15 protein-coding genes and 3 pseudogenes are annotated in these 21262 nt (G+C 66.8%); 7 read left to right on the forward strand and 11 right to left on the reverse strand.

Annotation, left to right across the window (positions count from 1 at the left end; genetic code table 11):
• Window positions 1–103: 103 nt before the first annotated feature.
• A pseudogene (locus K307_RS49515) lies at window positions 104–1288 on the reverse strand (c-type cytochrome); the annotation flags it as partial.
• A 269-nt stretch (window positions 1289–1557) separates the two neighbouring features.
• The gene (locus tag K307_RS16625; protein WP_042879718.1) at window positions 1558–2061 is read right to left on the reverse strand and encodes a hypothetical protein; all 504 of its coding nucleotides are present in this window, start codon (window positions 2059–2061) and stop codon (window positions 1558–1560) included.
• A 292-nt stretch (window positions 2062–2353) separates the two neighbouring features.
• Between K307_RS16625 and K307_RS16630 the strand changes: the two genes are divergently transcribed.
• Both K307_RS16630 and K307_RS48560 read left to right on the forward strand, forming a co-directional pair.
• Window positions 2354–2536: a hypothetical protein gene (locus tag K307_RS16630; protein WP_042879719.1), complete on the forward strand. Its 183-nt coding sequence runs from the start codon at window positions 2354–2356 to the stop codon at window positions 2534–2536.
• A 46-nt stretch (window positions 2537–2582) separates the two neighbouring features.
• Window positions 2583–2750 carry a hypothetical protein gene (locus tag K307_RS48560; RefSeq protein ID WP_196251556.1) on the forward strand — a complete coding sequence of 56 codons (168 nt, stop codon included), beginning with the start codon at window positions 2583–2585 and terminating at the stop codon, window positions 2748–2750.
• 53 nt (window positions 2751–2803) lie between these two features.
• Here K307_RS48560 and K307_RS16635 read toward each other — a convergent pair whose 3' ends face one another.
• Window positions 2804–2986 carry a rubredoxin gene (locus K307_RS16635; protein WP_010811065.1) on the reverse strand — a complete coding sequence of 61 codons (183 nt, stop codon included), beginning with the start codon at window positions 2984–2986 and terminating at the stop codon, window positions 2804–2806.
• Between the two features lie 552 nt (window positions 2987–3538).
• Between K307_RS16635 and K307_RS16640 the strand changes: the two genes are divergently transcribed.
• Window positions 3539–5791: a TonB-dependent receptor gene (locus K307_RS16640; RefSeq protein ID WP_042879723.1), complete on the forward strand. Its 2253-nt coding sequence runs from the start codon at window positions 3539–3541 to the stop codon at window positions 5789–5791.
• Window positions 5792–5841: 50 nt separating this feature from the next.
• Window positions 5842–6528: a Fe2+-dependent dioxygenase gene (locus K307_RS16645; protein ID WP_042879725.1), complete on the forward strand. Its 687-nt coding sequence runs from the start codon at window positions 5842–5844 to the stop codon at window positions 6526–6528.
• A gap of 63 nt (window positions 6529–6591) precedes the next feature.
• Here K307_RS16645 and K307_RS16650 read toward each other — a convergent pair whose 3' ends face one another.
• Both K307_RS16650 and K307_RS16655 read right to left on the reverse strand, forming a co-directional pair.
• Window positions 6592–7473 carry an intradiol ring-cleavage dioxygenase gene (locus K307_RS16650; protein ID WP_042879727.1) on the reverse strand — a complete coding sequence of 294 codons (882 nt, stop codon included), beginning with the start codon at window positions 7471–7473 and terminating at the stop codon, window positions 6592–6594.
• A 230-nt stretch (window positions 7474–7703) separates the two neighbouring features.
• Window positions 7704–11672 (reverse strand): DUF748 domain-containing protein, encoded by a 3969-nt coding sequence (locus tag K307_RS16655; protein ID WP_042879729.1) that lies wholly within the window; start codon window positions 11670–11672, stop codon window positions 7704–7706.
• Window positions 11673–11984: 312 nt separating this feature from the next.
• Between K307_RS16655 and K307_RS16660 the strand changes: the two genes are divergently transcribed.
• Complete coding sequence (locus K307_RS16660; RefSeq protein WP_042879731.1) at window positions 11985–13304, forward strand: MFS transporter; 1320 nt, start codon at window positions 11985–11987, stop codon at window positions 13302–13304.
• A 96-nt stretch (window positions 13305–13400) separates the two neighbouring features.
• On the opposite strand, the gene K307_RS16665 is transcribed toward K307_RS16660, so the two are convergent.
• The 5 genes and pseudogenes from K307_RS16665 to K307_RS48565 all read right to left on the reverse strand — a co-directional run bounded on the left by K307_RS16665 (window position 13401) and on the right by K307_RS48565 (window position 17882).
• On the reverse strand, window positions 13401–14492 hold the full coding sequence (locus tag K307_RS16665; protein ID WP_042879734.1) for an alpha/beta hydrolase family esterase: 1092 nt from the start codon (window positions 14490–14492) through the stop codon (window positions 13401–13403).
• 374 nt (window positions 14493–14866) lie between these two features.
• Entirely contained in the window at window positions 14867–15736 is an 870-nt protein-coding gene (locus tag K307_RS16670) for a DUF2950 family protein (RefSeq protein WP_042879735.1), read from the reverse strand.
• Window positions 15737–15739: 3 nt separating this feature from the next.
• A pseudogene (locus K307_RS16675) lies at window positions 15740–17049 on the reverse strand (DUF3300 domain-containing protein).
• A 55-nt stretch (window positions 17050–17104) separates the two neighbouring features.
• A complete protein-coding gene (locus tag K307_RS16680) occupies window positions 17105–17512 on the reverse strand; it encodes a hypothetical protein (RefSeq protein ID WP_042879738.1) in 408 nt (135 codons plus the stop codon).
• A gap of 79 nt (window positions 17513–17591) precedes the next feature.
• A complete protein-coding gene (locus K307_RS48565) occupies window positions 17592–17882 on the reverse strand; it encodes an IS3 family transposase (protein WP_022539404.1) in 291 nt (96 codons plus the stop codon).
• A 923-nt stretch (window positions 17883–18805) separates the two neighbouring features.
• On the opposite strand from K307_RS48565, the gene K307_RS16690 reads away from it, so the two are divergent.
• Window positions 18806–19765 (forward strand): LysR family transcriptional regulator, encoded by a 960-nt coding sequence (locus K307_RS16690; protein ID WP_042879740.1) that lies wholly within the window; start codon window positions 18806–18808, stop codon window positions 19763–19765.
• A 384-nt stretch (window positions 19766–20149) separates the two neighbouring features.
• Window positions 20150–20742 (forward strand): annotated as a pseudogene (locus K307_RS51055) (response regulator).
• 26 nt (window positions 20743–20768) lie between these two features.
• Here K307_RS51055 and K307_RS16700 read toward each other — a convergent pair.
• Window positions 20769–21230, reverse strand: coding sequence for a MarR family winged helix-turn-helix transcriptional regulator (locus tag K307_RS16700; RefSeq protein ID WP_042879742.1), 462 nt, complete (start codon window positions 21228–21230; stop codon window positions 20769–20771).
• Window positions 21231–21262 lie beyond the last annotated feature (32 nt).

A 21262-nucleotide genomic window follows, 5' to 3' on the forward strand; every position in this document is an offset into this window, starting at 1 on the left:
GACGCCGCGCCTGGTGTGGGCGCTGGCGCTGCGGAGCCGGCTGCTGCGGTTGTGGCGGCGCTGGTCGCGGCGGCGGGGCCGGGGGTACGGCCTCCGGTGCCACCGGCGCAACGGTGCCTGCCGCGCCCTCACCACTGCCGGCAGACTTGATGTACGCGGTCAGCGCCGCGACCTCGTCCTCGCTCATCGGCAACTTCGGCATCACCGGGCCGAAGCCCTTCACCAGCCGCGCGTGCGGATCGGTGATCTCCTTATGCAGGAAGGCATCGTCGACCTTGGCGCTGCTGCCGTCGGCAAAGGTCTCGGTCTTGCCGTACAGGCCCTTCCAGGTCGGCCCCACGCCCGGGTTGCCGTCGATGCTGTGGCAGCCGGTGCAGCCCTTGCTCTGCGCCAGCGCGCGGCCCTTCTCGACGGTGCCAGCGTCGCCCGCGGCGCCCGGCGCGGCGGCGGCCAGCGCGGCCGGCGGCGCGGCCGCCTTGGCCAGCGTCATGGCGAAGGTCTGCTGCTTCGCCAGCCAGGCCTCATACGCGGCCGGCTCTTCCACCACCACCGTGCCGCGCATGTTGTAGTGCCCCACGCCGCAAAGCTGCGCGCACAGGATATCGAAGCGCCCCGGCTGGGTCGGCGTGAACCAGAACGACGTGACCATGCCCGGCACCATGTTCATGCGCGCGCGGAACGGCGGCACATAGAAGTCGTGCAGCACGTCCTTGGAGCGCAACAGCACCTTGACCGGCCGGTTCAGCGGCAGGTGGACTTCCGGGCCGACGATCACGATATTGTCCAGCCCGCGCGGATCGTCTGGGTCCAGCCCGAGCGGGTTGGTGCCGGTGACGAACCGCGGGTCGGACGCCCCCAGCGCGCCGCTCTTGCCGGGAAAGCGGAAGGCCCATTGCCACTGCTGCCCCACCACTTCCATCACCATCGCGTCACGCGGCGGACGCACATAGTCCGCGTAGACGAACAGCCCCGGCGCCAGCAGCGCAATCACGCCCAGCGTGGTGCCGGCGATCAGCCACAGCTCGAGTTTGCTGTTTTCAGGCTGGTACGCCGCGCGGTGCCCAATGCCGCCTTTGGGATGCGGCGCGTCGTGCCGGTAGCGCCAGACGATATAGCCGACGAACAGGTTGATGACGACGAAGAAAATCCCGGTGATGACCAGGGTAATGGTGAGCGTGTCGTCCATCTGCTTCCAGTTGGACGCCAGCGGGGTCGCCCACCACGGGCTCATGAAATGGAAGAGCACCGAAGCGACGACGATGACGACGATCGCGATGGCCAACGCCATATCCACCCTCCCTCCTCGCACGCAGCGAGGGATGCGTAAGGCACGCAGGTAGAGTAAGACTAGTGCATCCCGTCAGGTCACTGCAAGGCACACGGCAGGCGTCGCATGCGGCGCCGCACAAGCCGTTTCTGCAGCCGCGGTATTCGCGCGCGCCCAGGAAAAAGCGGCGGAAGGAACGCAAGTTCCCTCCGCCGCAGACGTCGCGCGCGGGCCCGTGTAGTGGCAACCGCGTGCGGCTAAACCGCGATGCTCCCGAATCGGTCAAGCCGTCAATGCGATACGTCCTTGCTTTCCAGCTTCCAGTAGCACGCCGCCGCGGTCATGCCGAAGATCAGATGCCCGACGAAGGTGTGCCAGCCGCGCACTTCCGTGAACCACGGGAAGGCCCGCGTCATCACAAAGAAGTTGAAGCCGTAGACCACCAGGCCGAACACCGCGCCGGCCAGCAGCGCCATGCCCAGGCTGGAATCGAGCGTGAACGGCGCGATGATGGCAGCCAGGATCATGCCCAGCACGGCTCCCAGCACGAAGTGGATCAGAAGGGCCGCGGCAACGGTGCCGACACTGAACAGCGCCGTCTGCAACACATCGGGCCCCATCACGATCGCGGCGATCATGCGCGTGGCGACCCACGGGTTGACGCCTGACACCATCGACGACCAGAACAGTTCCAGCACCAGCAGCAGGGCCCCGGCCACCAGCCCGGAAACCGCTGCCGCTTTCCAGTCCGGCTGCCGCCGCACGTAATGGTGCGATTGCATGTGTAGTTCCATAACCACCTCCGTCTCTCTCAAATGGCGGGGCATGGATTGAGTGGGAATGGGGCCCCGCGTATCTGATCAGCATAGGACACGCATTCGATACAACGGGCGGAAAACGGGCGGAAACCGCATGTAAACGTACGCGATGCGTGCGTGGCGCAACGGCTTGTGGCGCGGATGTGCCGGTGCAGATACCTGCCCTGCCGCCCCGTGCGCACTACGGGACAATCCCGATGCGCGCCGCCTTGTATCGGGCACACACTGCCTATACTGGAATCACAAAAGAGAGAGACAGGAGACCGCCATGCTGCACATCACTGCGCATGATCTTGTATTCCTGATTCCGATGGCGCTGGTAGGCGTGATCGCCATGGGTTCGATCCCGGTGACCGCCAAATACCTGCGCATCAGTTGCCGGACCATGGGTGCGCTGATCGGCGCGCTGGTCGCGGTGCTGGTGCTGGAAGCATTACCGATGCTGATCTGACTCCCGCGAGGGAGTCGTTGGCAGTTTCCGCAGAGGGAGGGCCGCCATGTCGATCGGCCTGCTTGCCGCCGTCATGGCGGCCTTGCTGTGCCTGACCATATTGCGGGCCATCTGGCGCTGCAGCCATCCGTACCGGATGCGCTACCGGCGCTGCGCCGCGCAAAAGCGCCGCATGGGCCTGGGCCGGCAGGCACCGCCCCGGCACTACGGCTAGGCTGCGAAGCCGTCCCAACCACTTCTACAGTCGCTGAATAAGCGCCTGTCGCGTTACAGCTCGATCATTGCGAACTCGGCCTTGCCGACGTCGCATTCCGGGCAACGCCAGTCTTCCGGGATATCTTCCCAGCGCGTGCCGGGCGCGATACCGTCTTCCGGCCAGCCTTGTTCCTCGTCGTAGACCCAACCGCAGATGACGCACACCCAGGTCTTGTAGGCGACGGCGGCTTCCATTTGCTCCTGCTGCAAAACACACTCCTGAATCGGCTATGAAGGGATTGTCCGGGCGGAATCATACCGGTTTTCGCGGCCGGGCTTGATCGGGTGCTGAAATCCGCTTCTCGAGGGTGGACTGGCGTTGCGCGCGCAGCAGGCAAAAGTCCGTCAAGCGACTCCAATCGTGGAGATGTCGCGAAGCCACCGCTTTTTTTCTCAGTCGTTTTGCCGCCTTGCCGGCAAATGTATGGTCGCTGTTTTGCACCGAAGCCTGTTTCTCCCCCGCCGCCGGAATCATATTGCGGCGCTTCGCCAATCAACAGGTAGCGAACCCTCCACTAATTACGCCTTATGACTTTGACTTCATACATTGATCCTCTTCCAAAGTTGTCTGTGTCGGCAACGCAACGCAAATTGCAACAACAATCATTCGCATTTATATTCCGGCTCGCCCAGGTGAAGACCGCTTTTTGACCCCTTTTCTTTGCAACACCGGCCCAGGCGCATTCGTGCATGGCGGCGTCGGACGGTTGGGCCCGGACCGGAGGGGATGACACCAAGACCGTAACCATGATTCGCCGCACCCCCATTGCCACGGCGCTGCTCGCGCTGTGCGCCACGCCCGCCGCCACCCTCGCCCAGCAAGCCCCCGCCTCTTTCGCCACCACCACGCAGGCAACGCCGGCAGCCGCCACGCTGCCGGCGGTGGTAGTCAACGGCGCGACGTCGCGCGAAGACTTCAACACCGGCAAGGCGTCGCTGAGCAAGCTGCCCGCCGAGCTGCGCGATGTGCCGCAATCGGTCACCGTGGTCAGCAAGGCGCTGATGGAATCACAGGGTGTCAGCTCGCTGGCCGACGCACTCCGGAACGTACCCGGCATCACCATCGGCGGTGCCGAAGGCGGCCAGATCGGCAACAACATCAACCTGAACGGCTTCTCGGCGCGGACCGACATCTACCTGGACGGCTTCCGCGACCGCGGCCAGTACTACCGCGACACCTTCGCGCTCGAGCAGGTCGAGGTGCTGATGGGGCCCTCGTCAATGCTGTTCGGCCGCGGCTCCACCGGGGGCGTGATCAACCAGGTCAGCAAGAAGCCGACGCTGAAGGCCGCCACCGAGGTGACCGGCTCGGTCACCACCAACGGCCTGGTGCGCGCCACCGCCGACTACAACACGCCCACGGGCGACACCTCGGCGTTCCGCATCTCGGCGATGGCGCAGGACGGCAAGCCGAGCACGCGCGACGAGATGACGGTGCGGGACTTCGGCATCGCACCGTCGTGGCGCACCGGCATCGGCACCTCGACCGAGATCACGCTGTCGGCGCTGCTGCAGCATAACCGTGACATGCCGGACTATGGCTTCTCGAACCTGAACGGCCATCCGACCAATGTCGACCGCAATACCTTCTACGGCTTCACCGACGACCGCACCATCCAGGACATCGCCGCGCTGAACGCCGGCATCACGCACAAGTTCTCGCCCAACCTGCGGCTGCGCAACCAGACGCAGTTCAACTACGTTGAGACCGATGCGCGGGAGACCGCGCCCAACTCGGTCGGCACGGTCAGCGCAAGGGGATTCACGCCGCTCACCACCAGCACGCTGCCACTGGACCAGCTCTTCGTACGCCTGCAGAGCCATGACCGCAAGATCCGCGACTATTCGATCTTCAACCAGACCGAACTGACCGCCAATTTCGACACGGGCCCGGTCAAGCACACGCTGCTGGTTGGGGCCGAAGTGGGCCACGACGGCTACAACAACCAGAACTACTACCGCAATGGCAGCTGCAACGGCGTGCCGCTGAACCCGGCTGCCACCGCGACCGCCGCGGCTGGCACCTCCGGATTCGTGGCCTGCGAGCCGCTGGTCAATCCCGGCTACACTGCCTCGCCGGCCAACGTGCCCACCAGCACCGGCAACCTGCAGGGCGGCTCGGCCAATACGCTGGCGGCCTACCTGAACGACTCAATCGAGTTCAGCAAGCAATGGAAGGCGGTGGCGGGCGTGCGCTACGACCGCTACATCGCCAGCATCACCAACTCGGTCAACTCGACCAACACCCGGGGCAACACCGCACTGGCCAATGCCGAGCAGACGGTCAACTTCACCAGCGTGCGCCTGGGTGGCATCTGGCAGCCTACCGAGGCGCAGTCCTACTACGTGTCGTATGGCACCTCGTTCAACCCGTCGCTGGAGCAGCTGACCGGCACCGTGGGCCAGCAGAGTCTGGACCCGGAAAAGAACAAGTCGTATGAAGTGGGCGGCAAGTGGGACCTGATGGGCGGCGACCTGTCGCTGACGTCGGCGCTCTTCCAGATCACCAAGGACAACGCCCGCAGCCAGATCGACGCCACCACCTATGCGCTGAGCGGCAAGATCCGCGTCAACGGCTTCCGCGCGGGCGCCACCGGGCGCATCACCAACCGCTGGCAGGTGTTTGCCGGCTACACCTACCTGGATGCCGAGATCGTCAACGGCATTGCCGCCAACACCACCGGCAAGGTGCCAACCAACACGCCCAAGCACACCGCCACCGCCTGGACCAGCTACGCCTTCCTGCCCAACTGGGAAATCGGCGGCGGTGCCTTCTATATGTCGGAACGCTTTGCCAACAACACCAACACCGTCCAGGTGGGCAGCTTCGTGCGCTGGGACGGCATGCTGGCCTACCACCAGCCGAAGTACGATGTGCGGCTGAATCTGTTCAACATCTTCGACAAGAAGTATTACGATGCGCTGATTCAGTCCGACGGCGGACGGTCCGTACCCGGTACCGGCCGCACGGCGATGCTTTCGTTCACCTACCGGATGTAACCCGCGGCTGGCGGCCAACTGGCGCCGCCGGTCGTGGCGCCAGGAGCCCCATGCTAGTCGTCATCCCCAAAGTTCTCAGCGCCGAACAGGTCGGCGCCCTGCGCCAGCGCCTTGAGCAGGCCGGCGACGCCTGGGTGGACGGCCGCGTCACCGCCGGCTACTCGGGCGCGCCGGTCAAGTTCAACCAGCAGATCGACGAACGCTCGGAAGTGGCACGGGAGTGCCAGCAGCTGATCCTGTCGGTGCTGGAGCGCAATCCGCTGTTTATCAGCGCGGCGCTACCCAACATCGTTTATCCGCCGATGTTCAACCGCTACAGCGAAGGGATGACCTTCGGCGCCCATGTGGACGGCAGCATGCGCATCCATCCGTACGACGGCCGCAAGCTACGCACCGACATCTCGGCCACGCTGTTCCTGTCGGAACTTGGTAGCTACGACGGCGGCGAGTTGCAGGTGCAGGACACCTACGGTGCCCATTCGGTCAGGCTGGAGGCTGGCGACATGGTGGTCTATCCCGCCACCAGCCTGCACCAGGTCACCCCGATCACGCGCGGCGTGCGGCTGGCCAGTTTCTTCTGGATCCAGAGCCTCGTGCGTGACGATGCCCGGCGAGCGATGCTGTTCGACATGGACAATGCGATCCAGACCCTGAACCGGACCGGCGCCGACGAGGGGGCCCGGAGGACGCTGGTGGGGTGTTATCACAATCTGCTGAGGCAATGGGGCGAAACGTGACGGCGCAGGGCGTTTGAGCCGTGTGTTCGCGGTACGGGAAGACCAGGCGCGCACACCCTGGCTTCAGACGGCCACGGGAACGGTAATGGCGGCGGCGTACCCGCTGGTTGCATCGCCCGAAAGCGTCAGCATTTCCGTCGATGTGCCGTCGCTGAAGACCTGGTCGCTTGCATTGGTGACCGATCCCCGACGCGTGGCATTGCCGGCGCTGGCATAGGCACTGGTGGCATACACCGCCGTCGACACGGCATCCGGAAACGCGAACTGCGAGGTGGCCACCTTGTTGGCGCTGGACGTAATGGCACTGGCGTTCGGATATACCTCCACATGGATATGCGGCGCGCGCGGGACGTAACAGCCCGGATAAATCGTGGTGAAGCTCACCTGGCCCGCGCTGTCCGTCACTTGCACGCCGCGCAAATAGCTCTCGCCACTGTGGCTGCCATTGTTGCTCACGCTGTAGGCTGAATATTCGCCGTTGATGTCGCAGTGCCAGATGTAGATGGCATAGCCGGCCAGGGCGGCACAGCCGTTGCGGCTGCCCACCAGGCTGATCGTCAGCGTCAGCGGCAGTCCGGACCTGGTATTGCTGCCGTCGATATTGGCCCGGATATCGGACCGCACGATACCTGTGCTTGTCAGGACATTGACGGTGCTGCCTGAATTGGTATTCGATCCGTCTGCCGGATAAGGCCCCGCGGTCTCTTCCGAGATCGTCGTACAGGTCCCTGAGGTTGTGGTGGTGGTCGTCGTGCCACTGCCCGTGCTTGTATCGCTGCCGGACGCGGTACTGGTTGCAGACGCTGCTTCCTCCTCGCCACCACCGCAGCCGAGCAGTGCGGCGGGCCCCAGGGCGCCGAGCACACCGAGCGCGCCCAGCGTAGCCCTGCGGGCGCGATCGGGGCCGGCAATCTCCCCGGCGCGATGCGTTTCAGCGTTCTCCATGTCATGCCCTCCCGGATTCAGTCATCGATCCGGGGGACACTATCATCGCCGCTTATCCGCAGTATTTCCGCCCTGATACAAAGCGGAAACACTGGCTTCGCAAGCGGATGCCTTGCTCACAGGCCCGTCCTCAGCAAGCGCATCGCTTCAGCGACTGCAAGGCACGTGAGCCTGTAGTCGCCGAAGCGCTGACGGACGGCACGACGGCAGCATGTGTGGCGTGACCCCGTCTACTGCCGGATAGCAAAATCCACCCGATTGGGCGCGCCCTTGTCCTTGATGCCTTCGGCGCTCAGCTTGGGCGCGGTCAAGAACAGCCGGCTTTCGGGCACCTTGCCCTCGCGCTCCAGCGCCTGCTTGACTACCAGCGCACGCTGCTCGGCAAGGCGCCTCAGGTCAGCCTCGGTAACGGTAGCGTTGGCCATCAGCAGTCGTTCCATTTCCTCGGGCGGCAAGGACTTGGTAAAGCCGATGAAGTTGCGCGGCTTCTTCATCGAAGCGCGCTTGTAGACCTCTTCCAGGTACTTCGGATATTCCTGCTTCGACACCTTGATCTCGGCGCCCTGCTCGCCCGCCTCGCCGTCGCCCGCTTCATCGCCGGCCTGGGCGCTGGCGCGCAGGTCGCGCCGCTTCTGCTCGGCCACGCGCGCGTCCAGCCAGGCGCGGCGCGCGCCGGTTTCGTCGGTGGCCGGATCGATGCGGCCGCTGATCTCCAGCCGCAGCGCGGGGCGGTCGTTCAGTGCCTGGCCGAGCTTGCCGATCTTCTCCCTGGCCGCGGGCGTCAGGGTCGAAGTGCCGGGTGCGAACTCGACATAGCCGAGTTCTTCACTGCCACCGCCGCCGAATGCCGACGCGATCAGCGCGAACGGCGAGGTGATCGCCTTGGTCAGCAGGTTGACGATCACGCGCGCGATCACGCCGCCGATGCTGAACTCCGGGTCCGACAGCGAACCCGACACCGGGAGGTTCACATCGATCACGCCGTTGCGGTCCTTGAGCAGCGACACCGCCAGCAGCACCGGCAGCTTGGTCGCATCCGGGCTGTCGACGCGATCGCCGAAGGTGAGCTGGTCCAGGAACAGGTGGTTGCTGGCATCGAGCTTGCCGTTCTCGATCTTGTAGGCCACGTCCACGGTCAGCTTGCCTTTGGTGATCGGGTAGCCGGCGTACTTGGCCGCGTAGGGCGTGAGCCGCGTCAGCTCCACGCCCGAGGCCTTGGCGGCGATGTCCAGGAACAACTGCTCGCCGAGCGGGTTGATCTTGCCGCTGATATTGACCGGGGCATCGTCGTCGATGCGGCCGTCCAGCAACAGGTCGGCCGGCGTGGGATCGCCCGACGACACCTTGGACACCGAACCCTTCATGCCGGTCAGGTTGGCGGTGTAGTTGGGCTTGACGAAGAAGTCCGAGAAATTGATGTTGCCCTGGCTGACCGACACCCCGCCGATGCGGACCTGCGGCTTGGGTCCGCCCGGCTTCTGCTCGACCTGGGCGGTGCGCGTGCCGCCGGCCTGCACCGGCGGCGTCGCCGGCGCGGACGCCGGGTTGGCCTGCGTCAGGCTGGTGGACGGCGCCGCCTCGCCCTTTGCCGCGCCACCGGCCATCACGTCCTGCAGGTTCAGGCGGCCGTTGGCGTTCAGGATCACCCGCGCATAGAAGTCAGACAGCGCGACATTGCCCAGGCTCACGCGCATCGGGCCCTTGCTCTCGTCCATCGCGAAGTCGATGCCCGACACCGCCAGCGAACGCCAGCGCAGGAAGTCGTCGCCGCTGATGCGGTCGACCGTGCGCACGTTGCCGGACAGCACGTTGCCGGCGAATTGCGCCGCGATGGGCTTGCCGGTGGGCGCGTCAACGTTGAGCTTGCCCTTGACCGTCAGCGTGCCGCTGCGCAGCGCGGCGTTGAAGCGGTCGGCCAAATAGGGCTGCAGCGGGCGCATTTCCACCTCGCGCAGGTCCAGCTGCAGGCGGCTGGCCGGGACGGTCGGCAGCACCGAGCCGTCCACGCCGATCACGCCGCGCCGGCCTGACTCCGCATGCAGCTTGACCGGCACCGCCGCCGGCGTCAGCGGCCAGGCGATGGCGCCGGTGGCGAGCGCGATATTGCGGAACTCGTGGATCACCGGGCGGCCGCGGTTGGCCTCGGCCGGCTGGTAGTCCGCCAGGCGCGCGCTGCCGCCGTCGACGGTGACCTTGCCGATATTGGCTTTCCAGACGCCGGCGGCCGGCGCGCCGTTGGCGGTGGCTGCGGCCGGTGCGGCCTGGCGCGGCGTGGCGCGCGCCTGCTGCGCCGATTCCGTGGCCCAGAGCCGCGCCATCTCGATCAGCTGGCCGCGGTGGTCGCGCGTGGCGGCGATCTGCGGCTGTGCCAGCGTGACCTGACTGGTGGCGAAAGTCTGCTTGGCGAGGTCGAACTGGATATCTTCCAGCACCAGCTTTTCGGCGCGCAGCAGCGGCAGGTTGGCGCCCTCGCGGTCGGCGGCGGCGCGCTCGCGCGCGCGGCGGCTGGCGCGCGGGGTGGCGTCGCCGTTGGCGGCGGGCTGCGCCTGCGTGTCGCCGCCGGTGCGCGCTGCCGCCGGGACCGGCATCGTCACCGGCTCGCGCGTGGCGACATAGAGCGGCGCCAGCTCCAGCCGCGACTTTTCCAGCACGAACTGGAATTGCGGCGTGGCCCAGGCCATGCGGTAGTGCAGCTCGGCATTGACCGCGGTCTCGCCGAACTGGCTGCGCAGCTCGCGCGGCCACCACGCGGCAAAGCCCTGCGGGCGCAGGCCGGTGGTTTCGAGCGTGCCAGCCAGCGTGCCGTCGCGCAGCAGCAGGTCGCCGGTATGGTGCAGGGTCTGGCCGTCGGCCACGGTGAGCGTGGCTTCAATGTGGGCGGGCTTGTCGCCATCGCCGGCAAAGCCCTTGACCTCGGCATCGAGCGGGCCCAGCGCCAGCTTGCCAGGGCCGGACGGCGCCAGCGCGTCTTCAAACCCCAGCTTCGCCTGCTTCACGACGATACGGTCGACCGCATAGCGCCACGGCTCGTCTTTCTTTGCCGTCGCGGCCGGTGTGCCGGGCTGCGCTTGCACGCCCGACGCCGCGGCGGGCGCTGATGCCGGGGCCGGTGCCGGCGCCACGCCATCGGTCGACTTGCTCACCGCCTGCGGCAGGAACGCGGTCGCCAGGTTCAGCGTGCCATCCGCGCGCCGCGCGGCCTCCACGCCCAGCCCTTCGATTTCCACGCTGCGCAGTTGCGCGCGGTGCGCCAGCGGCTCGAGCTTGCCGATGTCGACCGCCAGGCGGCTGGTCTTGATCAGCGGCCGGCCGGCGCGCGTGCGGATATCCGCATCGCGCAGCGCGGCCGTGCCCATCAGCAGCATTTCCTGCGTGTCCTTCTGCTGGCGGAACGTCACCGCCAGGCGCGTATCGAGCTTGCCGGCCTTGACCTCGGCATCGCGCAGCGGCGGCGCGAACGCCATGAAGCGCGTCAGGTCGAGCCCGTCCAGGTTGACGTTCAGCCGCGTCTGGCGCGAATCGGCAAAGGGCAGCACCTCGCCGTCGAGCGCCAGCGGCGTGCCGTTGACCTGCGCACTCAGCGTGGGCCGGGTGACGATCTCCACGTCGTGCGGCAGGTTGGACAGGAACGGCAGCGTCAGCGTCAGGTGGTCGACGCGCAGGCTGGTATCGAGCAGCTTGTCGTCATAGCTGAAGCTGCTGCCGGTCACGGCAATGTTGTTGACCGAGAAGCGCGCGGGCTTGGCATCGGCCGGCTTGGGCGGCTGGGCCGCGAACTTGTCCTGGACATCGGCAAAGCTCACGCGGCCGTCGGCGCCGCGCGCCACGCGCACGGCCAGGCGGTCGATATGCAGGTTGTCGACCACCGGCGCCAGGTGCCACACCGACGCCAGCGAGGTATTGGCCTCGGCCTCGCCCAACGTCAGCGCGGGGGTCTTGCCGTCGCGCTCGTAGATGGTCAGGTCTGTGAGCGTGGCCGCCAGCTCGAACGGGCGCACATGCGCCTTGCCCAGCGTGACCTTACGCCCGAGCGCCTCGGTGGCGTTCTTTTCGATCAGGTACTTGAGCAGCGGCGGCCCGCCGAAATAGCCGGCCAGCCCGAATACCGCGAGCGCGGCCACCACGCCGCTGGCGACACGGGTAGCCAGACGGCCACGGGGCGTCGCCGCCACTGCCTGGATGGATTGCTTGAAAGCCATGACGTTCCAGAAGATCTGACCCCGCTTACCGGTGCTGCACGATAGTTTGTGCCCCGGATTTCACTTTTTTGCCGACATTATCGCAACGGATTCATACAAAGCAAAGAAAGCAAAATTGTCTGTTCAACCACTCAGACAATGAGGGACGGGCCGATCTGGTATCTTTACGGGCTTTGCGAAGCGTTTCGTCGCAAGCCTGCGGCTTACCCGCCACACCGTGCCTGCCTCACCTGCGCTGTACCCTCCGGCCACACCCTCCACGTACTCCGTGTTGCGCGCTTCGCATGCGATCTCTTCCATGCGAGTCCATTCATGTCCACCACCAGCAGTAGCGCCGCAGGTGTCGGCGCGCCGGCCCATTCCAGTGCCAGCGCGCGCCCGCTGACCGGCCAGGATTACAAGACGCTTTCCCTCGCCGCCCTGGGCGGCGCGCTCGAGTTCTACGACTTCATCATCTTCGTCTTTTTTGCGACGGTCATCGGGCAATTATTCTTCCCGCCGTCGGTGCCGGACTGGCTCCGCCAGCTGCAGACCTTCGGCATTTTCGCCGCGGGCTACCTAGCCCGGCCGCTGGGCGGCATCATCATGGCCCACTTCGGCGACCTGCTCGGCCGCAAGAAGATGTTCACGCTGTCCATCCTGCTGATGTCGGTACCGACGCTGCTGATGGGCCTGATGCCGACCTATCAGTCTATCGGACTGGCCGCGCCGGTGCTGCTGCTGGTATTACGCATCCTGCAAGGCGCGGCCGTCGGCGGCGAGGTACCAGGCGCCTGGGTATTCGTGTCCGAGCACGTGCCGGCACGGCATGTCGGCTACGCCTGTGGCACGCTGACCGCCGGGCTGACCGCGGGCATCCTGCTGGGCTCGCTGGTGGCCACCGGCATCAACAGCGTGTTCACCCCGGCGGAGCTGGCCGACTACGGCTGGCGCGTGCCCTTCCTGATCGGCGGCGTGTTCGGCATTGCCTCGATGTACCTGCGCCGCTGGCTGCACGAGACGCCGGTGTTTGCCGAACTGAAGCAGCGCAAGGCGCTGGCGGCCGAGATGCCGCTGAAGTCGGTGGTGCGCGACCATGGCCGCGGCGTGGCGGTGTCGATGCTGCTGACGTGGATGCTGTCGGCTGGCATCGTGGTGGTGATCCTGATGACGCCGACCTTCCTGCAGAAGCTGTACGGCTTTGACGCGCGCACCGCGCTGGTGGCCAACAGCGTCGCCACGCTGTGCCTGACCGTCGGCTGCATCGTCTCCGGCGCGCTGGCCGACCGCATCGGCCCGCGCCGCACCCTGTTCTTCGGCGGCCTGCTGCTGGCGATCTGCGCGTACGCCTTCTACACCACGATCTTCACCCGGCCGGACCTGCTGCTGCCGCTCTATGCGCTGGCAGGCTTCCTGGTCGGCACCATCGGCGCGGTGCCGTTCGTGCTGGTCAATGCGTTCCCGGCGCAGGTGCGCTTCTCGGGGCTGTCGTTCTCGTACAACGTGTCGTACGCGATCTTCGGCGGCCTGACGCCGATGGTGGTCACGCTGATGCTCAAGCACGACCGGCTGGCGCCGGCGCACTATGTCGTGGCGCTGTGCATGCTCGGCATGGTGACGGCGCTGTTCGTCAAGGACCGCTCGCGCGACTGACGGCCGCATCGGCCTGAAAGACAAGGGAGGGCCCGGTGCCCTCCCTTTTTCATGCGCGCTGCTTGTGTGTGAGCTTGTGCGTGATCACGCCTGCGCTCAGCGCCGGTGCTGGCGGAAGAACCGCCACATCATCGCGCTGGCATCGGGGCCGATCTCGCTGTGGTAGCCATAGCTGGCATCGCCGCCGCTCCAAGCATGGCCCAGGCCTTCCACTTCCACCAGCGTCACCAGGTCGCGGCTCCAGCGGCCGAAGCGGTATTCATGCGAGCGGCCCGGGCGCTCGCCCGCGCCCTCCTGTGGCTTGGCCGGCACACCGGCGAGCCGGTCCTCCAGCCCGTTGTAGGCCAGGAACTGGCGCGCGAGCAGGCGGCCGTTGACCGGATGCACCGCGTCGTCGGCCAGGCCGTGCAGCACCAGGGCCGGCATCTCGGGGCCGCCAGGCGTCACCCCGGCGGCATCCAGCAGCCATGACGGGTCGGCGGCCGAGCCCTGCTGCATCGCCCTGAGGCCCGCGCGCGGATTATCGGCCGCGCCGATGACCACGCCGGAGTGCAGCGCCGCGGCGGCGACCTTGCCCGGATAGCGCAGCGCCACCACGGCGGCCATGGCCGCGCCGGCCGACATGCCGGCCAGGTAGATCTCGCGCTCGCGCACATCGTGGCGGGCCGCCAGCGCGTCGAGCAGCGCCGCCACTGCCTGGGCTTCGCGTCCGCCTTCGGCCGCGCCCAGGTCGAACCATTGCCAGCAGCGCTGCACCTGGCGGCGCAACGGCTGTTGCGGATAGGCAACGATAAAGCCCTCGCGCTCTGCCAGTGCATTCATGCGGGTGCCGGCGGACAGGTCGTCCGGCGTCTGGCGACAGCCGTGCAGCACCACCACCACGGGCAACGGGCCGCGATGCGCCTTGGACGGGATATAGAGGTGGTAAGCGAGCTGCGGCACCAGTTCGCCCGGCAGCGGCGCCAGGCGCAGGCGGTGCGCCTGCCAGGTGCCGGGCAGCTGGCCGGGCTCGGGCGCTGGCCTGGCAGGCCGGCGCTTGGCGGGCTTGCCAGCCGGGCGCGCCGGCGTCAGCGGATTCAGCGAATCCATGCGTTCCAGCCAGGACTTCACCTGGGCTTCCGTGCGGGCCTGCACCCGGCTCAGTCGCCGGATTCGCGCATGCCAGTCATCGGCGAGGCTTTTGGTCATGAGGACTCCTGGTCGTATGACGGAATCTCCCCCTTACTGCCTTTGTTGTTGCGTTGCAGCATACCACAGGCGCAAGGCGGTCAAGGCGCACTTCGCGCATATACGGTATGGGTCACACCGGACTGATCTATCACCGCTACGTTGCGCGGCACCCGCCTTTGTCAGAAATGGCGGAAACGTTAAGTAGCAGATATGAAAGAACGGAGATCGCAGCCAGATAGCGTGCGTTGTTGGCGTTTTGTTTCGCCTTTGTCACCGATCTCGCTGCCGGCCCCGCCCCAGGCGGCGCCACGGCGGCCCAATTTCCCTGTGCTTGCGGCATCGAACCGCCGCTGGCCCGAACCGGCCAGCCGGGGTCATTGGGCCTCAAGGGCTCATTGGTCCGCCACGCGCCCCCAGCCGTCGGGGGCAAAGCTGCGGATGGACCTGGCGCGCGCCGCGGTACCTGGCCCCAGGTCGCGCTGATAGAAAACACCGTCGCTGCCAAGCTTGAAGGTATGCACGCCGGTTTCGCCGTAGCCGGCAGGCCAGGCGATAAAACCAAACTTGGCATCGCTGCCCCGGGCTGGCGGCAGCAGGCGGTAGTGATAACCGTAGAAGGCATCCTCGACAGGCGCCTCCGGGACCATCGCCAGCGCATCGGGGCCGATCGGGCTGGCGTCCTGCTCGCTGGCAGCGGGCCAATACAGGCCGTTGGTCTTGCCCGGCGTGCTGACTAGCTGGGTGGCGTAGCGGCCCTGGCCCACCTGCTGCGCGTAGCGCTCCTGTTCATCGGCCAGCACCTGCAGGGCTTCCAGGGTGACCAGTTCATTGCGCCCCAGCCGGCGGCGGCGCACTTCCTGCTGGCCGGCGCGCAGGTCGAAGGCCCAGCCGTCCTTGTGCCGCGCCAGCGGCACAAGGAAGGTCCAGCCGCTCTCCCCGACCTCCAGATGCGCCCGGCGCTCGCCTTCTGGCTTCACCGCATGGTGGCGCGCCCAGGCGCCAAGGAACTCATAGACGTCATCCCGATCGATCCCGCTGGGCGGCAGCAGCGAGCCGTACTGCTGGCCCAGCACGCGCCGCAGCGCGTCGTCGTCGCTGCGCGCGACCGCATCGCCCAGCGCCTCGGCCGCCGCGTCGGGGCTGGGGAAGGCCTGCTGCGCCAGCGCCGGCAGGCCGGCGCAGAGGCCGGCGGACAGTGCTACGGCGGCGGCGAGCGCGCGCCATCCGGCTGCAGGAAAGGGATTGCCCGTCATGCGCGTCATGATTTACCTCCGACCATGGCCGAAATGTTCGCCGCCATCGCCGCCGTGCAGCCGGCCGCCGCCTCCCCCTTCCATCGCCCGGCCCTGGTTGAACCCGGCGGGACGCGCTTGTGGCGCCTCTCGCTGCGAAAGCGAGGTGCGCTGCGTCTGCTGGCGTACGCGCTCGCCGTTGCCGGCATCGTGCAGGGCGCTGTCACGGTTGGCATTGCGCGCGCGGTCGCGGGCCTGGGCCTGGTCCGCGCGCTGGCGCTCGGCGCCAGCCGGCCGCGGGTTCTGCACACCGCCGCCGGCCGCACCCGACTTCGAACGCTCGGCCAGCCCGCCGGCGTGGCCGGCATGGCCGGGAATTGCCTGCCCGGTGCGGCCCTCGAACGACTGTGCCGCGCGTTCGCGCGTGGTCGCGGGAGGAAGGCTCGCGATGCACGCCACCACTGCCGGTTGGCCAGCCCCGTCTGGCGCTGCTGGTCGTAGCGCCCGCGCACCGCGGCATTGTTGTACGGCACGTTGCCACGGTTGGCGGCATTGTGCTGCCAGTTCACGTTGGCACGGTTGACGTCCAGGCGCTGGTTGACGTTGATATTGTTGTACCGGTTCACGTTGATGTTGACGTCGTGATGGCCCCAGTCGAACCCGCCCCACAACGAGTTGACGGCCGCCACGCCCAGCCCGAAGCCGATGTTCGACACCACCGCGGTGGCAAACGCGGAACCCGGCGGCGGCGGATAGTAGGCCGGCGGATAGGCCGGGTGCGGCCAGGCGCCGTAGACCACCGTCGGGTTGTACAAGGGCACGTACACCACCTGCGGCTTGGCCGGTTCGATCTGCACGATCGGTAGTGCCGCCGGTGGTCTGCGTGACGACCTGCTGCTGCTCGGTCGTCTTCAGCGTGCCCGCCTTTTGCGCGTGCGTGCGCAGGCGCTGGACCGAATCCATCACATCGTTGGGCTGGGCCAGGAAGGCGTCACCGATCGACTGCACCCACTGCGGCTGCCGCCCCATCATGTCGAGCACCGAGGGGAACGCCGCCAATGACTGCACGCTCGGATCCCACGACTCGTTGCTGACCGCATTGGTCGCGGCATCGCCCGACAGGCTGGGGTTAGACTTGGATCATTGCGCCGCGGCCGCGACGTCGGCCGGATAGGTGGCCGCCATCAGCACCTGCGACAGCAGCGCATCCGGATACAGTGCGACCGGTGCGGTCAGCTGGTCGAGCTGGGCTTGCTCAGCCCGGACTGCGCCTGCGCGGTGCCCGGCGGCGCCAGCAGCATCAGCGCGAGGCACCATGCGAAGAGGTGTCTGAAACGTTGCATGTTCGCTCTCCACAATCTGCGCAGGTAGTCACGGCCTGCGGCCCGGGTTGCGCACTCAGCGACGTTGCTGCGTGCACTCGTGCCGATAGGCTTCTTCCAGGCGCTTGCGGTCGGCCTGGCGCTCCAGCGCAGGGTAGTTGCGCCCGTCGGCGGTGGTCACCGACGATTTGCCCTCGGACCACTGCGGCCCCGCGGGCAGGGCATTGATCTTGTCCAGCAATGACTGGCAGTGCTGGCGCTGCGATGCGGACAACGTGCCGTCGGTGCCTTCCACCAGGGCGTTGGCTTCATCCAGCATCCGTGGCGGGGGCGGTGCCACCATCGGCGTGCCGGCGGCAGCGGCACTACCCGCAGCGCCGGTTGCCGCACCCGATTTCGTATCACTTGCACTTGCGGCCAACACCGGAACAGCCACGATCGCGGCGCATGCCAGCATGCCCGCCTTGAACAGAAACTTCGTCAAACCAGCACTCCTGAGCCGTGCGCGGTGCGTAGAGGATGCACGGGTCGCGGCACGGTGCGTTGCGAGAAACCGTCCGCCGCTAGCGATCCTTGCTGTTGCCGTTGCGGCGGCCGGTACGGTTGCGCAGCAGCTCGAGCTTGAGCAGCGCGTCCGCAAGCATACTCTTGAGCCGGGCATTCTCTTCCTGCAGCTCGCGCAGCTTGCGCCCGTCGCGCGCATCGCCCTGGCTTGGCTGGCCGTAGCGCGCGCGCCATCCGTAGAACGAGGCATCGCTGAAGCCGTAGCGCGCGCACAACTCGCGCACCGGCACGCCGCTGGCCGCCTCGGCCAGGTAGCTGCGGATCTGTTCTTCTGAATACCGTCTGTTCACGAATTTCTCCGCTTCACACGGCGCCATGCGCGGCGCCACGCGCGCCACCAGCCGCGCCACCAACCGTGCCGACTCTGGCGGTACGTTAGCCCACGCGCGCGGCAAAAGGCAATTCAGTGTCTTCGCGATCCGAGTTAAGAAAATTTTCTCGGCCGGGGATGCCGGCATCGGTGCCAGTCAGGGATCCGGCTGATTCCCACAATGGGTTGACCTGGCGCAGGCGAGAGATTCCAGCTGGTCATTCAATCCGTCGCCAGGCCTGCAGGCCTGCGCCATTGCGCTGGCATTGCGGCATCTTTCCCGCGCATATTTTGTTATGCCAAATTGGAGCTCACTTTGTTTCACCGGTGTTACTCCCGGCAAGGCCGGCTGCGCGGCAGCGCGCGAGAGCCTATTCCATCCACTTGTTTCCGCATTTCCCGCCATGTCCGGATGTTCAGACAAAGCCGAAAAAACGAAATTAGAAGACTGTCATCAAATCAAGTTTCTATGACTTTTGCCATGCGTGTATTAAGATTCCTCGGCATCAACTAAATTTGGCACGCCAATCGCGATGCGCGCAGCGCATGCAGAGATGGCGGCCCGGCAGCCCGCACCAGGCCTTACCCCGCCCAGGTGCGCGTCCTCACGCTGCCGGCAAGCACCAGGCCTGAAGGATCGAAGAGTCACTGCGCCATTTGTCGACACGCAAGTCAGACATCTAGGAGTCGTGTCATGCTTTTGCATCGCATCCTGCCTGGACCGCGCTCACCCGGCGACATTGCCGCACCGGCACTTCATGCCAGCCGCGCACACCAGGAGCCGGACAGTCGCCCCTGCGCGTGTCCGGGCTTCGGCCGCTACTGCGCTTCTTAGTCGCGCAGCACCGTACGCATCAGACAAACTAAAAACCAAAACAAAGTCATGAATCGGGAGAAGTCGGAATGCGTCACGTCAGTACGAAGTTGTTGCACGTCTTTGTCCTTGTCATGGAGTACCGCGACCTCAACGCCGTCGCGGCCTGCACGCAGGGGCGCGTCCCCACTGTCGCCTATAGCCTCGCGCGCCTGCGCGAAATCACCGGCGATCCCTTGTTCGTCAAGCGCAACGGCATGCTCGAGCCCACCCCGCATGCGCTGCGCCTGGAGCAGACCGCGCGCCAGATCCTGGCCAAATGGAACCAGCTGGTGCGGCCCGGCGCGTCGGGCCTGAGCAGGCGGCAGGAAGGCGGCAGGCGGGTTTCCATCGGGTTTTCGTCATCGATCGGAGACCCCGTCATCACCGAGATCCTGACCGCGCTATGCGAGCAGTTCCCGCATGACAGCTTTATCACCCGCCCGGTGATTGCCGATGCTGCGCTCGCCAGCCATCTCGATGCCGGCGAACTGGACTGCGCCTTCGTCGTCGACGGCGGGCACGCCCCCGAACATGTGCGGCAACAGAACATCATGGCGACGCCGCGCCGGCTGGTCAGCGCCACGCGCGAAGGCAGCTATGACGACAGTGAAAGCGACTGGATCCTGCTGCAGGAGGATTGCGAGGCCGGCAGCCCGCTGCGCGCCTTCCTGAGCCGGCAGGCCAGCACGCCCGGGCACCGCGAGACCGTGGTGCCATCCTGGCATACGCAGATCACGCTGCTGCATGCGGCCGGCGGCATCTGCCCGGTGCTGGACTTCAACGTGCCGCTGGTCACGCGCGAGCGCAAGACGCGCCTGCTGGCGCCGCCGAGCAGCTTCCCGGAATGGGCCGCGCTGCATTTCTGGTCGCCCGAACGAGCCCGCGACAAAGGCGTGCTGCGCGACATCATGGACGTGGGCAGCGCCGTGCTGCGCGATCCGCTCAAGGCCATCGACGGCCGCCGCAAGGGCCGCCCGGCCGCGCAGACCGAGCCGGTGCTGGCCTGACATCGAGCGGCCGGACGCGCCTGCGGGCCGGCCGTTTATTGCAGTCCTGAGACATTTTTCCGAACCCCGGGCCTGCACTACACTCGCGCGAGTTTGTCCGGCGCCGCATGCCCCGCGCCCCCCGCCCTGGCGCGGTTTGCGAATCATCCTAGTTTCGCCCGCAAGCGCGGCCGGTATCCTGCCCTGGCATTGGCGCACGCCGGCCGTCTCCCGTTTGGCCCGGTCCTGCGGCAATGCACGCAGCTGTCAGGCGCCGTTTTGTCTGGCGTCGATCTTGCGCCGCACGTCTGCCGACGTGCGGCGTTTTCTTGAGGCCGGCGCGGTCGCAGGCGCCGCCGCAAACAAGAACCGAGGAGCAAGGTAAGCGCGGCCGTTGCCGACCGCTTGCGTACCCAGACCGGCTGGGAAGTCTGCGGCAGCGTGACCAGCGCGACAGCGCTGCTGAACAGTGTCGAGGTGCTGCGTCCCGATGTCGTGATCACCGACTACCACATGCCCGCGCAGGAAGAGGGCAACAGCGACGGGCTGCGCCTGCTGGCCAGCCTGCGGCGGCGCCATCCGTCGCTCGCGGTGATCGTGCTGACCATGATCACCAACCCGCTGGTGCTGCGCGCCATCCTCGACACCCATGTGCATGGCCTGCTGCTGAAGGATTCACCGCTGTCGGAACTTGGTCACCGTGGTGTACCGCATCCAGCGCGGCTTCCACTACATCGGCAAGTCGGCCATGGAGCGATCCGGGCAACCCGGTCGCGCCAGGCCAGGCAAGCGCCGACCGCCTCTCCGCGCGCGAGATGGAAGTGTTGCGGCTGTACCTGGCCGGCCGTTCGGTCAGCGAGATCGCCAACCTGCTGTGCCGCAGCGTCAAGACCATCAGCCGGCAGAAGAATTGCGCCATGCACAAGCTCGGCGTCACCAATGACCGCGAGCTGTTCGAGTTCGCGGCGCTCAAGGGCATGCTGCTGACGGCTTCCTGAATCTGCGCGGCGCCGTCGGCGAGGCTTCAGGCCGCGTCGGCCGCTTCCGCCGCGCGTGCCTGCGCGTGCGCGATGCCGGCTTCCAGTTGCGCCAGGCCGTGCGACAGCTCCTGCACGGTGGCAGGCGTGACCTCGCCCAGCACGTCTTCGAGGAAGGCCGAGCGCACGGGCATCATCTGCGACACCATCCGCTGCCCTTCCCGTGACAACGTGACATGCGTCACGCGGTTATCGCGCTCGGAGGTGGAGCGCTCCACCCAGCCGAGTTCCTGCATGGCCTTGAGCTGGCGCGTCAGTGCGCCCGGGTCCATGCCGACGCGGTCGGCCAGCGCCTTCTGCGCGATCGCATCGTCCTGCAGGTGCAGGGCATGCAAGATGCGCCAGCGCGCCAGCGGCAGGCCCATGCGCTGCTCGAACGCCGCCGCGTAGGCGCGGTAGGTGCGCCCGAACTGCTGCAGTACGGCCACGCTTTGTCGCTCCAGTTCCATCCGTTCTCCTAAGGGGGTGCGTTGCAGGCCCG

Source organism: Cupriavidus necator A5-1, assembly GCF_000744095.1.
GTDB lineage: Bacteria > Pseudomonadota > Gammaproteobacteria > Burkholderiales > Burkholderiaceae > Cupriavidus > Cupriavidus necator_A.

Excerpts from the sequence above, each read along its gene's own strand:
- K307_RS16625 (WP_042879718.1), bottom strand. The coding sequence starts at position 2,061 with ATGGAACTACACATGCAATCGCACCATTACGTGCGGCGGCAGCCGGAC.
- K307_RS48560 (WP_196251556.1), top strand. The coding sequence starts at position 2,583 with ATGTCGATCGGCCTGCTTGCCGCCGTCATGGCGGCCTTGCTGTGCCTG.
- K307_RS16660 (WP_042879731.1), top strand. The coding sequence starts at position 11,985 with ATGTCCACCACCAGCAGTAGCGCCGCAGGTGTCGGCGCGCCGGCCCAT.
- K307_RS16665 (WP_042879734.1), bottom strand. The coding sequence starts at position 14,492 with ATGACCAAAAGCCTCGCCGATGACTGGCATGCGCGAATCCGGCGACTG.
- K307_RS16650 (WP_042879727.1), bottom strand. The coding sequence starts at position 7,473 with ATGGAGAACGCTGAAACGCATCGCGCCGGGGAGATTGCCGGCCCCGAT.
- K307_RS16645 (WP_042879725.1), top strand. The coding sequence starts at position 5,842 with ATGCTAGTCGTCATCCCCAAAGTTCTCAGCGCCGAACAGGTCGGCGCC.
- K307_RS16630 (WP_042879719.1), top strand. The coding sequence starts at position 2,354 with ATGCTGCACATCACTGCGCATGATCTTGTATTCCTGATTCCGATGGCG.
- K307_RS16700 (WP_042879742.1), bottom strand. The coding sequence starts at position 21,230 with ATGGAACTGGAGCGACAAAGCGTGGCCGTACTGCAGCAGTTCGGGCGC.
- K307_RS16635 (WP_010811065.1), bottom strand. The coding sequence starts at position 2,986 with ATGGAAGCCGCCGTCGCCTACAAGACCTGGGTGTGCGTCATCTGCGGT.
- K307_RS16640 (WP_042879723.1), top strand. The coding sequence starts at position 3,539 with ATGATTCGCCGCACCCCCATTGCCACGGCGCTGCTCGCGCTGTGCGCC.
- K307_RS16690 (WP_042879740.1), top strand. The coding sequence starts at position 18,806 with ATGCGTCACGTCAGTACGAAGTTGTTGCACGTCTTTGTCCTTGTCATG.
- K307_RS16670 (WP_042879735.1), bottom strand. The coding sequence starts at position 15,736 with ATGACGCGCATGACGGGCAATCCCTTTCCTGCAGCCGGATGGCGCGCG.
- K307_RS16655 (WP_042879729.1), bottom strand. The coding sequence starts at position 11,672 with ATGGCTTTCAAGCAATCCATCCAGGCAGTGGCGGCGACGCCCCGTGGC.